The 11,567-nt window shown below is 69.7% G+C and carries 13 protein-coding genes; 7 read left to right on the forward strand and 6 right to left on the reverse strand.

Features of this window, described 5'->3' with window-relative positions:
* The 3 genes from ACW14X_RS15520 to ACW14X_RS15530 form a co-directional block, all read right to left on the reverse strand.
* Positions 1-891, reverse strand: a complete 891-nt coding sequence (locus ACW14X_RS15520; RefSeq protein ID WP_457162575.1) for an endonuclease/exonuclease/phosphatase family protein — start codon at positions 889-891, stop codon at positions 1-3.
* Positions 892-976: 85 nt separating this feature from the next.
* Positions 977-2,062, reverse strand: a complete 1,086-nt coding sequence (locus ACW14X_RS15525) for a serine hydrolase domain-containing protein (RefSeq protein ID WP_457162576.1) — start codon at positions 2,060-2,062, stop codon at positions 977-979.
* A gap of 16 nt (positions 2,063-2,078) precedes the next feature.
* On the reverse strand, positions 2,079-2,837 hold the full coding sequence (locus tag ACW14X_RS15530) for a hypothetical protein (RefSeq protein WP_457162577.1): 759 nt from the start codon (positions 2,835-2,837) through the stop codon (positions 2,079-2,081).
* A gap of 199 nt (positions 2,838-3,036) precedes the next feature.
* On the opposite strand from ACW14X_RS15530, the gene ACW14X_RS15535 reads away from it, so the two are divergent.
* Complete coding sequence (locus tag ACW14X_RS15535) at positions 3,037-3,219, forward strand: hypothetical protein (RefSeq protein ID WP_160026286.1); 183 nt, start codon at positions 3,037-3,039, stop codon at positions 3,217-3,219.
* A gap of 79 nt (positions 3,220-3,298) precedes the next feature.
* On the opposite strand, the gene ACW14X_RS15540 is transcribed toward ACW14X_RS15535, so the two are convergent.
* The gene (locus tag ACW14X_RS15540; protein WP_457162578.1) at positions 3,299-3,751 is read right to left on the reverse strand and encodes a carboxymuconolactone decarboxylase family protein; all 453 of its coding nucleotides are present in this window, start codon (positions 3,749-3,751) and stop codon (positions 3,299-3,301) included.
* A gap of 139 nt (positions 3,752-3,890) precedes the next feature.
* Between ACW14X_RS15540 and sigJ the strand changes: the two genes are divergently transcribed.
* Positions 3,891-4,772 (forward strand): RNA polymerase sigma factor SigJ, encoded by an 882-nt coding sequence (gene sigJ, locus ACW14X_RS15545; RefSeq protein WP_160026288.1) that lies wholly within the window; start codon positions 3,891-3,893, stop codon positions 4,770-4,772.
* Between the two features lie 12 nt (positions 4,773-4,784).
* Here sigJ and ACW14X_RS15550 read toward each other — a convergent pair whose 3' ends face one another.
* Positions 4,785-5,444 (reverse strand): maleylpyruvate isomerase family mycothiol-dependent enzyme, encoded by a 660-nt coding sequence (locus tag ACW14X_RS15550; RefSeq protein WP_457162579.1) that lies wholly within the window; start codon positions 5,442-5,444, stop codon positions 4,785-4,787.
* A gap of 148 nt (positions 5,445-5,592) precedes the next feature.
* On the opposite strand from ACW14X_RS15550, the gene ACW14X_RS15555 reads away from it, so the two are divergent.
* A complete protein-coding gene (locus tag ACW14X_RS15555; RefSeq protein ID WP_160026290.1) occupies positions 5,593-6,366 on the forward strand; it encodes an IclR family transcriptional regulator in 774 nt (257 codons plus the stop codon).
* Positions 6,367-6,418: 52 nt separating this feature from the next.
* Positions 6,419-7,237: a hypothetical protein gene (locus ACW14X_RS15560; protein WP_457162580.1), complete on the forward strand. Its 819-nt coding sequence runs from the start codon at positions 6,419-6,421 to the stop codon at positions 7,235-7,237.
* Between the two features lie 7 nt (positions 7,238-7,244).
* Here the strand turns inward: ACW14X_RS15560 and ACW14X_RS15565 are convergent, their stop codons facing one another.
* Positions 7,245-8,147, reverse strand: a complete 903-nt coding sequence (locus ACW14X_RS15565; protein WP_160026292.1) for a hypothetical protein — start codon at positions 8,145-8,147, stop codon at positions 7,245-7,247.
* Positions 8,148-8,531: 384 nt separating this feature from the next.
* Between ACW14X_RS15565 and ACW14X_RS15570 the strand changes: the two genes are divergently transcribed.
* The 3 genes from ACW14X_RS15570 to ACW14X_RS15580 all read left to right on the forward strand — a co-directional run bounded on the left by ACW14X_RS15570 (position 8,532) and on the right by ACW14X_RS15580 (position 11,561).
* Positions 8,532-9,404 (forward strand): S1 family peptidase, encoded by an 873-nt coding sequence (locus ACW14X_RS15570; protein ID WP_160026293.1) that lies wholly within the window; start codon positions 8,532-8,534, stop codon positions 9,402-9,404.
* Positions 9,405-9,618: 214 nt separating this feature from the next.
* Entirely contained in the window at positions 9,619-10,491 is an 873-nt protein-coding gene (locus ACW14X_RS15575; protein WP_350838993.1) for a S1 family peptidase, read from the forward strand.
* Positions 10,492-10,700: 209 nt separating this feature from the next.
* Positions 10,701-11,561, forward strand: coding sequence for a S1 family peptidase (locus ACW14X_RS15580; protein ID WP_457162581.1), 861 nt, complete (start codon positions 10,701-10,703; stop codon positions 11,559-11,561).
* Positions 11,562-11,567 lie beyond the last annotated feature (6 nt).

Here is an 11,567-nt window from a genome sequence, read left to right on the forward strand (position 1 = left end):
TCAGGCGATGTCGGAGAGTCGCAGCCTGACCTGGTAGAACGCGCCGTGGTCGGTGGCGCGACGGGCCGACGGGCCGGAGTAGACCTGGTAGCGGTCGGGCCGCAGCGACGGGCTGAGGAAGGCCTGGTCGATCGGCGCCCGGCGGGCGGTGGCGCACGTTTCGTGCGTCGCCAGCGGACTCACCAGACCGGTCTCCGGCGAGGTCAGGTCGCACAGGATGTCGTTGCGCTGGTTGAAGTCACCGGCCACCACCATCGGCACCTCGGCACGCGCGACCACGCCCTCGACGATCCGGGCGTTCAGCTCGCGCCACTTCTTCTGCCCCGGGGCGGAGGGGAGGCTCGCTGGGAAGTGCACGGGCAGGACCCCGACGCGCTGCCCCGAGGAACGCTCCTCCAGCACGACCACCGGCGCGCTGACCTGGGCGCCGTGGCGGTAGTACATGGTGACCGTGTCCTTGCTGACCAGCCGGAAGACCGAGCGCCGATAGAAGACTGCGTCGTCGGTGGCGTCGGGCGTGGAGACGAGGCCGAACTCACGGCCGAACGACTCGAAGGCCTCCCGCTGCGGCGCCTCCACCTCGGCGAGCACGCCGAAGTCGATGACCGTACGCCGCAGGTGACCCACCACGATCCGCATCCGCGGCACCCCGTCGAGCCGGCCGGCGGCAGCGCCTCCGGGCGCGGTGTGGTGGTCCGCCCAGGCGTTGAGCCAGGCGAAGCGCTGGAAGCCGGGCTGTACCGGTCCGGCCTGGGCGACCTTGACGGTCGGGCCGGCCGAGGCGGTCGTCGGGACCAGGAAGCTCAAGGCGGCGGCGAGGACGCCGCACAGCGCGATTGCGGACACGACGGCGCGCAGGAGCTTGCCCGAGGCGAACAGCTTGGGGGACACGCCTACCGACGGTATGAGTCCGCCGTGTGCGCTGAACCAAACGCTTTCGAATACTCGGAAACCTCGGGTGAACTCCGGCGACGGGTCAGGCCGGTCGCCTGATCTCGGCGTTCACCAGGTCCGATAGTCGCTGTGCGGTGCTGAAGTCGGGAGTGAGTCGGCTCTTGGTGACCGCGAACGAGATCCCGGTGGCGGGGTCGGCGTAGGCATAGCTGCCTCCTCCGCCGGGCCAGCCGAGCGCGGTCGGCGCCTCGTCGGCCGGGGCGCCGATGCGGCCCAGCGGATAGCCGAGCGCAAGCCGGGCCGGGTTGCCGAAGACCTGGTCGGTGCCCTCGAAGGCGACCGCCGACAGCTCCTCGATCTGGTCCGGGGCGATCAGCCGCCCGTCCAGCATCGCGGCGTACGCGGTCGTGATCCCCCGTGCGGTGAAGGTGCCCACCGACGGGATGTCGGCCTGGAGAAACTGCTGGTCGTTGCCCATCGACGCCCGGGGTCGTCCCTCCCAGGGAGCCAGGATGCCGTCCGGCTCCGGTGTCTCGGGTGCCGGCGGCTCGGTGTCCTCGAGCCTGGCGAGCCGGGTGAGCTCGCTCGGCGGGACGCCGAAGCAAAGCTCGCCGGTGATCCCGAGGGGTGCGGCGACCCAGTCGTTCAACAGCCGCCCCATCGGCATCCCGGTGACCCGGTGCGCGATCTCGCCGACCAGGAAGCCGAAGGTGTACGAGTGGTAGCCGGTCCGGGTGCCCGGCCGCCACAGCGGGTCCGCCCCGGCGATCGCCGCGCAGACTCGGGACCAGTCGCCCAGGTCGCCCGGGCCGAGTCCGCCGGGCATCGCAGGTACGCCGACCGTGTGCGTCAGCACGTGACGTAGCGTCGCCGACTCCTTGCCGCGGACCCCGAACTCCGGCCAGACCTCCGCGACCCGGGTGTCATAGCCGACGAGGCCGTTGCCGACCAGGAGGTGGGCGATCAGCGCGGCCATCCCCTTGCCGGTCGAGAAGCTGAAGAACAGCGTCTCCGGGCTGACCGGCCGCCCGGTCCCGCTGTCGGCGAGACCGGCGACGGCGTCCACGACCCGGTGGCCGCGGTGGTCGACGGCGACCTGCAGGCCGGTCTCTGCGCCGCTGGCGACGAGCTCGTCCAGGACGTACTGGATCCGGCGCTGGAGGGTCATCGCCGCCTCGTCCGGCCTACAGGTCCATGAAGATCAGGGCGCCCGCGATGTCGGCGGTGCCGTAGTGGAGGTAGTCGTCGACGGTCGTCTCCGGGACGCCCTTCTGCGCGGTCACGAAGCCGACGACGACCGCCTTGGAGGAGTCCTTGGCGACCCACTTCCCGATCACGTCGTCCGCGATGAGACTGCCGGTGGGCAGGTCGAAGTCGGTCTCCTTGACCGACTCCGCGGCCGCCGTCGCCTCCGCCTCGCTGTCGAAGACGTAGATCACCCGGAGCATCCGCAGCTTGCCGCCCTCGGCGTCGTGGATCCCCATGGCCGCATAGCGGCAGCCCTTCTTCTCCAGCGCCGCCGACGCGATCGGCCCGCAGTCCGGGTAGTCCTGGGCGGCCACGTACGTCGCGTTCATGCTCACGTCGCCGAGCTTGAACCTCCAGTCACCCTCGAACAGGTCGGCGGCCAGCCCGCCCGGGGCAGGGGCGGTCGCCGACGTGCTCGGCGTGGCCGTCACCGTCAACGGTCCCGGCTTCGCCGTCGGGTCCTCCTCACCGCGGAGCAGGACGAGGGCGGCCGTGATGATGACGCCGATCACCAGCACCACCACGATCGCCCCGAGCCCGATGACGATGGGCCACGGGTTGTGCGGCTTCTCGGGCGGAGGTGGCCCTCCCGCGCCGTACGAATTCTCGTTCGGCGGCCAGCCAGGCTGGAGGTCCGGCGCAGGAGGCATCGCGCCGTACCCGTCCGGCGGCGGTGGTGGTGTCGGCGTAGTCATCGGACCCCCTGGCCGAGTAAAGATTCACGTAGGAGAAACGTTCCCACGCGGTTCCACGATTCTCTCGTACGCCCCCACACCCGCTGCTACTTTCTGCGATGCGCCGACGGGTGGGCGCCGCCTCGGCCGTCACGCTCCACAAAGGATCCCCATGCGTCCTCGCTCGACCACGTCCGCCTCCTTCCACGTGAGCCAGTAGATGGCGACGAAGTGGAAGGTCCTCATCGTCGCCGGCACGGTCCTGGCGATCTGGGTGATCCTGGAACTGCTCGGCTTGATGGCCGACGTGATCTTCGGAGCATTCCTGCAGAGCTATCCGGTTGCGCTGGCGGTCGTCGCGCTGGCGGTCGGCTATCTGCTCGGCCGCGACAGCACTCGGTAGGCCGGACGGTAGTCCGGGGAGTTCCCGTCCATCTACCAGCCAGTAACGGACGGAAACTCCCCGGACTACCCGGCTCGGATCAGGGTGCGACCGGGTAGTGGCTCGAGATCGCGATCCGGTTCCAGGCGTTGATGGAGATGGCGACCCAGGTGATCGCGGCGATCTGCTTGGCGTCCAGGATGCTCTCGACGTCCACCTTGGGGGCCGGGGAGGTGTGCAGGTCGCCGATGCGGGTGATCTGCTCGGCGATGGTGAGCGCGGCCTGCTCCTCGGGGGTGAAGTACTGCGACTCCCACCACGCGGCGACGAGGGCGAGACGGTCGGTCGTCTCGCCGTTCTTGATGGCGTCCTGGGTGTGCATCCGCAGGCAGAAGGCGCAGCCGTTGATCTGGGAGGCGCGGATCTTGACGAGGTCGACCGCGAGCCGGTCGAGGCCGGCGACGCTGATGGCCTCCTCGACCGCCTCCTCGACGGCCATCTGAGCCTTGTACGCAGCGGGGAACATCTTGGTCACGTTGACGTTGGCGAGCATCGGTGTCCTTCGGGTCTGGCCCGCCACAGCGCGGGCACTCGTCAGGTTGACGAGGTGGCCGATGCGAATGTGAGGTCGCCACCTCACAATCGCGCTGTCTGGCTCGTCACACTGGGTGAACCCCGAAGGAGATGCCACGATGCCTGACATGGACGACCTGGGCGAGGTGATGATCGAGCGCCGCCGTCTTATCGCGCTCGCCTACCGCCTGCTCGGCACGGTCGAGGAGGCCGAGGACGCGGTCCAGGAGACCTACCTGCGGTGGTATCGCCTCTCCGACGACGAGCGGGCGGCGATCGACAACCCCTCCGGCTGGCTGAGCCGCGTGACCAGCCGGGTCTGCCTCGACGTGCTCAAGTCGGCGCGCAGCCGCCGGGAGAGGTACGTCGGCCCCTGGCTGCCCGAGCCGGTCCGGCCGGGTTTCCTCGCCGCCCCCGAGGATCCGGCCGACCGGGCGACCCTGGACGACACCGTGAGCACCGCGCTGCTCGTCGTGCTCGACGCGATGACCCCGGCCGAGCGGGTCGCGTTCGTGCTCCATGACATCTTCGCCGTCCCGTTCGGAGACATCGCCGGGGTGGTCGGCCGCTCACCGGCCGCGGTGCGGCAGCTCGCCGCCTCCGCACGGCGCAGGGTCGCCCAGCAGCGTGACGACGTCGCCCCGCTGCCGGAGCACGACGACGTCGTACGCGCCTTCGTCTCGGCCACCGCCGGCGGCGACCTCGGCCGGCTGGTGACGCTGCTCGACCCGTCGGTCACGCTCCGCTCCGACGGCGGCGGCCGGGTCAGCGCGGCCCGCAACCCGATCGTCGGGCCTGAGAAGGTGGCGCGGTTCCTGCTCGGCGTACTCACGAAGCGGCCGAGCTGGGAGGTCCGGACCGAGGCCACCGCCGACGGCCTCGGGTTCACGTTCGTCGAGGACGGCGCTCACCGCGGCGTCGCCAACCTGCGGGTCGCCGGCGGCCGGGTCACCGACGTCTGGATCGTCCTGAACCCGGACAAGCTCGCCCTCTGGAGCTGATCCCAGGAAGGTTCACAGCCACGGCCCGAGCGTCGGCGCGTCCACCAGGTCGTGCGGTCGCCCGGCGAGCCAGGCGGCCACCTCGGGAAGCGGGCCGTCGACACCGAGCAGGTCGTCGTCGGAGAGTCCCCGCTTGGTACGGATCTCGTCGGCGAGGGCGAGCAGGAAGTCGTCGGGCAGGTCGGCGAAGGTGATCCCGACGCCGAGGTCGACGGCGTGGACGAAGACCTCACGTGCCCGCATCCACGGGACGTCGCTCGCCTTCCGGGTGACGAGCTGGGCGGTGATCACCTCGTGCTCCCACTGCTCGGCGGTGAGCCGGTCCATGGCCGCGTCGAGCTCCGCGGCGCCGCGGAGATACCACGCGCGAAGCTCCTCGGCCGGGCGCGTCGCGGCCGCCTCGATGTCGGCATTGCGCTGCTCGGTGGAGGCGTACATCCGCTTCTCCACGCCGGTCTCGGCCCAGGAGATCAGGTTGCCGAGGGCATCGGCGTTGGCGGCGATGTGGCCGACCAGATGCTTGCGGGTCCAGCCCGGCAGCTGCGAGTCGCCGTCGAAGGCGGAGCGGTCCAGGCCGTCGATGGCACCGGTCAGCAGGGCGGTTCCCTCCGTCACCCAGCGGCGGGCATCCTCGAACGTACGCGTCGGGTTGGTGCCGATCAGGACAGACATCGCAGTGTTCCTCACTTGTCGAACCGGGTGCGTCGGGAGGCGTCGCCTCGGCGACGTGGCCATTGTCACAGCGGCCTTCCCAGGTGGGTCAATCTCCTGCGGAGGCGAGCGATAGATGCTTGGTTTGGTGTGATCAGGAAGAGGTGGGATGGACAAGCCGCTCAAGACCCGGCCCCCGTATGCGATCACCAGCGTCGACCACGCACTCAAGCTGGCGACGATCCTCCAGCTCGAAGGCCGCCTGACCGTCTCAGAGGCGGCGGCTCGGCTCGACGTCGCCCGCTCCACCGCCCATCGGCTGCTGGCGATGCTGGTCTACCGCGACTTCGCGGTCCAGGACGAGGACAAGGTCTACCGGGCCGGACCGGTGCTGGAGCTGGCGGCTCACTCCCGCTCGACCGCATCCCGGCTCCGTCAGGTCGCGCTTCCCCATCTGCAGCGCCTGGTCGACCTGCTGGGCGAGTCCGCCAACGTCGCCGTACGCACCGGTGACACCTGCCGCTTCATCGCCTCGGTCGAGTCGCCGCAGTCGCTCAAGGTCGGCTCCCGTGAGGGCATGGTCTTCCCCGCCCACCGCACCACCGCCGGCCTCCTGCTCCTGGCCCAGATCTCCGACGACGAGGTCGCCTCGATCTACTCCCGGGAGAGGTACGCCGACCACCTGGCCGATCGCCCGGACGTCGACGCGCTGCGTACCGAGCTCGAGCGCGTACGCCGCAACGGCTTCGCCTTCAACGACGGTCGCTCCGAGCGTGGCGTGGTCGCGATCGGCGTCCCCGTCCGTGGCGCCGGCGGCGACGTCGTCGCCGGGATGTCGATCTCCATGCCCAGCGTCCGCTACGACAAGGAGTCCCTGCCGAGCGTCGTCGCCACTCTGATGTCCGGTGCAGCGGCTCTGGAACGTGACCTGAGTCAAGGGTGATCTGCGTCAAGTTGGCCCCGGTAGCGTCAGGTCGCGAGTTAATCTGGGCCCAATGAGCAACACCCCGCCCTCCAGTGATTCCCAAGCATCGAAACCCGCACGCATCGACTGGATCGCGACCACCGCAGGCGCCCTCGCCGCGGTCACCTCCGCTCTGCTGCTCTCCACGCTCGGTGCCGTCGGCACCCTCCTCGGGGCGGCGATGGGCAGCGTGGCGGCCACGATCGGCACCAACCTCTACGGGCAGTGGCTCGCGAAGAGCCACCAGAAGGTGACCAGCGCCCAGGCCCTGGCCCGGTGGCGGTCGGCCGGCCTCGCCGGCGTACGCACCAGCTCGGAGCCCGCGACCGAGCCGGCTTCGGACTCCGTGGCCGAGGCGGCGGAGATGGCCGACGGGGACGGCGACGCCGAGCCGATGCCGTCGTGGCAGGAGCGCCTCAAGACTCTGCCCTGGAAGCGGATCGCACTGGCCTCGCTAGCGATGTTCGTGGTCGTCGTCGCCGTGATCACCGTCTTCGAGCTGCTGGCCGGACGCAGCGTCAGCTCGATCACGCGCGGCGGGGACGGCGGCACGACGATCTCCCGGGTGACCGGCGGTGGCTCGGGGCAGGGCGACGAGAAGCAGGGCGAGAATCCGTCGCCGGGCGCGACCGCGACTCCCGAGGAGTCTGCGAGCCCGAGCACCGAGCCCTCGGAGTCGGCCGAGCCGTCCGAGTCGGCCGCGACGGAGGAGCCGAGCGCCGAGCCGTCGACCTCGACCGGGTCGAGCGCAACGCCGTCGGCGCAGCCGAGCGAGAGCGGTAGCGCCTCGGCCGAGCCTTCGCCCACGGTAGGGGCGTCACCCGAAGCAGGGGACCAGGCGACCCCCTGAGACCGGGTCACATCCGGAAGAGGATCTCCGCGCCGAGGTCGGTGTTGCCGTAGGAGGTGTACTCCTTGCCCTGGGCCTCGGTGATGCCGTCGCTGGCCGTGACCATGGTGTAGACGACGTACTTGCCGTAGTCCTTCACCTTGAACCAGCCCTGGGTGTAGCCGGGCAGGAAGGCTTCCGTCGGCGGGATCACGTGCCGCGGCTCGGTCTTCGTGGCGGCCTTGCCGGCGGCCTCGACGGTGCTGAAGTCGTAGATGAAATGGGTCATCCGCAGGTTGCCCCGCTGAGCCTTGTAGGAGACCCGAACGGCATAGTCGCAGCCGAGGTTGCGGATCGCGGGCTTCAGCGTCGCCTTGCAGCCGGAGTAGTCCTTGCCGCTCAGGTAGCGGGCCTTGAGGTTGACGTCGCCGTAGGTGAACTCCCACGGGCGGGGGACGTCGGCCTTGGAGAGGTGTTCGGGGCCGATGGTCGAACGCGAGCTGGTGGCGCCGTCGCTGGGGTCGGCCGCGGAGGTCCCGGGCCAGTCGGGATTGCCGCTGGACTCACCGCCGACGTCGGAGCTTCCGCCGCCCTGGCTCGCCGACCCGCTCGGTGTCCTGTCGGCCGAGGCCGTGTCGCTCGCGGTCGGTGCTCCGGCGGTCGTGGCCGCGTCGTCGCCGCGGGTGAACAGTGCGTAGACGACCACGCCGCACACGACCACGAGCCCGAGGGAGACGGCGATGGTCAGGACCTGGCGCAGCGGCCCGCCCTGGCCGGCGCGCTCCTTGCGGGCGTTGAACGCCGGTCGGTTGCCGCTCTCGTCGGAGAGCCCGATCAGCCGCTCGTTGTAGTCGAAAGGGGCAGGCTGCTTCTGCGGCTCCTCGTCAGGCGCGCCCGAACCGGGGGAGCCTGGGGGCGGCGGATACGGCATGGGGTTTGTCTACCATCTATCAACAGTCGCCACGCCGAAGGTTTGGAAGCCGGACGGAATCCCGCCCGAATCCTCGCTCGAGCAGCGAGATGAACACGGATACCCACCGTACGCGGCCCGGGACCCGGGCACCTACAACTTGGCAATGCTTACCCAATCCTCTTCTTTCGGGGCTGAGCCGCAAACGCTGCGGAATCGCGTGTTGCTGCATTGCAGGAATTCGATGAACGAGTCTTTGCAATGCAGATTCTTGGGGAATCGAATGTGGTGCGGGGTAAGGAAAAGAACACGAAACTCAGTTACCCGCCCCCGGTAAGCCGCGAAACCCGTGGTTCCGGGTGCGGAAGCCCACAACACGTGGGCCTTTCCCCCAGGAGGAGACGTATGAGGTTCCAACGCACCACCTTCCGTCCCCGCACGATCGCCGCGCTTGCCGCGGGTGTGGGTCTCGCGGCCTCCGCCGCCGTCGCCGTCCCGGCAGCCGCCGCGGATGCCGAGTTCAGCAAGGCCGAGGTCGCGTCGGTCAAGTCGGCCGTCGCCGAGTCCGCCCCGGTCGGCTCGTCGTGGTACACCGACCCGGCCACCAACAAGGTCGTCATCACCGTTGACGAGACCGTCTCCGCGGCCGAGATCGCCGAGGTCAAGGAGGCTGCCGCCGAGAAGACGAGCCAGGGCGACCAGGCCGTGACCGTCAAGCACACCAAGGGCGAGTTCAGCCCGCTCATCGGCCCCGGCGACGCCATCTACGGCGGCGGCTCCCGCTGCTCGCTCGGCTTCAACGTCAAGGTCGGCGGCGCGGACTACTTCCTGACCGCGGGCCACTGCACCGACGCCGTCTCGACCTGGTACGCCAACTCCTCGCAGAGCACGCTCCTCGGCTCGACCGCGGGCTCGAGCTTCCCGGGCAACGACTACGGCATCGTCCGCTACAACTCGACGATCTCGAAGACCGGTGGCTTCACGGCCGGCACCGCTCGGGTCGGCCAGAGCGTCACCCGTGACGGCTCGACCACCGGTGTCCACACCGGCACCGTGACGGCGGTCAACGCCAGCGTCCGCTACGCCGAGGGAACCGTCAGCGGCCTGATCCAGACCAACGTGTGCGCGGAGCCCGGTGACTCCGGCGGCGCGCTCTACTCCGGTTCGACCGCGCTGGGTCTGACCTCCGGCGGCAGCGGCAACTGCTCCACCGGCGGCACCACCTTCTTCCAGCCGGTGACCGAGGCGCTCAGCGTGTACGGCGCCACGATCTACTGATCAAGCAGAGGTACGCCGCGGGGTGAGGTGGTTTGAGCCACTTTGCCCCGCGGCGTACGAAATTTGATCGAACTGCGAAAGTTTTTTGCCGACGACTGGCCGATGAGGTGTCTACAACGACATACTCACAGTGATCGTGTTCGGGCACATCGCGGTGGTCGTGCACGTGGCGCGCGCTACCGGGGCGGGCGCCTGGTCGTCCCAGGAGGAACGCATGAGGTTCACCAGGTCACGCAGCCGACTGCTCGCGGCAGCGGTCGGTCTAGGGCTGGCGGCTACCGCCATGGCCACGCCGGCGGTCGCTGCGCCCGCGGAGACGGAGGTCAGCGCCAAGGCGCTGGCGGCCGCCTACGCCGCCGTCGACTCCGCGGTCAGCAGGTCCGCGCTGTCCGGCATCGCCTGGTACACCGACGAGGCCACCGGCAAGGTGGTCGTGACCGCGGACTCCACCGTCCCCGCCTCCGCGCTGGGCAGGTTGACCCGGACGGTCGGCGCCGACGCCGACGCGATCACGATCAAGCGCGCCAAGGGTGAGTTCAAGCCGTTCCTCGGGCCTGGAGACGCCATCCACGGCGCGGGGACCCGGTGCTCCCTCGGGTTCAACGTGCGCAGCGGTGGCACCCACTACTTCCTCACCGCCGGTCACTGCGCCGAAGACGTGGGGACGTGGTACACCAACGCCGGTCAGACCACTCGGATCGGGCCGACCGTGAAGTCGAGCTTCCCGGGCAACGACTACGCCCTGGTGCGCTACGCCAACGACTCGCTGAGCCACCAGGGCGGCTACTCCGTCGGTGACGCGCGCGTCGGTCAGCGGGTGACCCGCGACGGCTCGTCCACCGGCGCGCACTCCGGCCGGGTCGAGGCGCTCGACGTCTCGGTCCGCTACCGCGGGTCCGGCACCGTCCGCGGCATGATCCAGACCGACATCTGCGCCGAGTCGGGCGACTCCGGCGGCCCGCTCTACGCCGGCTCGACCGCCCTGGGGATCACCTCGGGTGGCTCCGGTGACTGCTCCTCGGGCGGCACCACCTTCTACCAGCCGGTCCGCGAGGCCGTGAACGCCTACGACGTCAACCTCTACTGATACGCAGCTGAAATGGGCGAAGTGGTTCAGACCACTTCGCCCTATTTGGCAATGATTTCCGCCTGGCGGTGAAATTTTCTTTCGTGGCGTAGCCGACCGATCGACCCGTCGACATACTCCCGAGAAGGCGTGCTCGGGCACATCGCGGTGGTCGGGCATTCCTGGCGCCTGCAACCACGCGGGTGCCTGGTCGTTCGTAGGAGGAACACATGAGGTTCACCACGTCCCGCACCCGTCTGGCCGCAGTCGTCGCCGGTCTTGGTCTGGCAGCTACCGCTGCCACCACGCCGGCTGTCGCCGCACCGGATCACCAGGAGTTCAGTCCGAAGGCGTTGGCCGCGGTCAACTCCGCTGTCGACAAGTCGGCCGTATCCGGCATCGCCTGGTACACCGACGCCGCGACCGGCAAGGTCGTCGTCACCGCCGACTCCACCGTCTCGAAGGCGGAGCTCGCCAAGGTCGCCAAGGCCGCAGGCGCCGACGCCGAGGCACTCACGATCAAGCGCACCGCCGGCACGTTCACCACGCTGCTCGGCGCCGGCGATGCGATCTACGGATCCGGCTACCGCTGCTCGTTGGGATTCAACGTCCAGAGCGGCAGCAGCTACTACTTCATCACCGCCGGTCACTGCGGTGACGAGGTTCCGACCTGGTACGCCAACTCGGGCCAGTCCACCCTGATCGGCCCGACGGTCTCGTCGAGCTTCCCGGGCAACGACTACGCCCTGGTTCGCTACGACAACCCCTCGCTCTCGCACCCCGGCGGCTTCACGGTCGCCGATGCGTACGTCGGTGAGCGGGTCACCCGAGACGGCTCCACCACCGGGGTCCACAGCGGCACCGTCCAGGCGCTCAACGTCACCGTCCGCTACCAGGGCTCCGGCCGGGTCAGCGGCCTGATCCAGACCAACGTGTGCGCCGAGCCCGGTGACTCCGGCGGCGCGCTCTACGACGGCACCAAGGCCCTCGGCATCACCTCGGGCGGTTCCGGCAACTGCACCACGGGCGGAACGACCTTCTTCCAGCCCCTTCGTGAGGCGGTCAACGCCTATGGCGTGACCGTCTACTGACCGACC

The sequence above is a fragment of the Nocardioides sp. YJ-D4 genome, from assembly GCF_054031495.1.

Bases quoted from the DNA above. Each gene is read 5' to 3' on its own strand.
- ACW14X_RS15580 (WP_457162581.1), top strand. From the start codon at position 10,701: ATGAGGTTCACCACGTCCCGCACCCGTCTGGCCGCAGTCGTCGCCGGT.
- ACW14X_RS15525 (WP_457162576.1), bottom strand. From the start codon at position 2,062: ATGACCCTCCAGCGCCGGATCCAGTACGTCCTGGACGAGCTCGTCGCC.
- ACW14X_RS15540 (WP_457162578.1), bottom strand. From the start codon at position 3,751: ATGCTCGCCAACGTCAACGTGACCAAGATGTTCCCCGCTGCGTACAAG.
- ACW14X_RS15555 (WP_160026290.1), top strand. From the start codon at position 5,593: ATGGACAAGCCGCTCAAGACCCGGCCCCCGTATGCGATCACCAGCGTC.
- ACW14X_RS15575 (WP_350838993.1), top strand. From the start codon at position 9,619: ATGAGGTTCACCAGGTCACGCAGCCGACTGCTCGCGGCAGCGGTCGGT.
- ACW14X_RS15565 (WP_160026292.1), bottom strand. From the start codon at position 8,147: ATGCCGTATCCGCCGCCCCCAGGCTCCCCCGGTTCGGGCGCGCCTGAC.
- ACW14X_RS15570 (WP_160026293.1), top strand. From the start codon at position 8,532: ATGAGGTTCCAACGCACCACCTTCCGTCCCCGCACGATCGCCGCGCTT.
- ACW14X_RS15560 (WP_457162580.1), top strand. From the start codon at position 6,419: ATGAGCAACACCCCGCCCTCCAGTGATTCCCAAGCATCGAAACCCGCA.
- ACW14X_RS15550 (WP_457162579.1), bottom strand. From the start codon at position 5,444: ATGTCTGTCCTGATCGGCACCAACCCGACGCGTACGTTCGAGGATGCC.
- ACW14X_RS15535 (WP_160026286.1), top strand. From the start codon at position 3,037: ATGGCGACGAAGTGGAAGGTCCTCATCGTCGCCGGCACGGTCCTGGCG.
- ACW14X_RS15530 (WP_457162577.1), bottom strand. From the start codon at position 2,837: ATGACTACGCCGACACCACCACCGCCGCCGGACGGGTACGGCGCGATG.
- sigJ (WP_160026288.1), top strand. From the start codon at position 3,891: ATGCCTGACATGGACGACCTGGGCGAGGTGATGATCGAGCGCCGCCGT.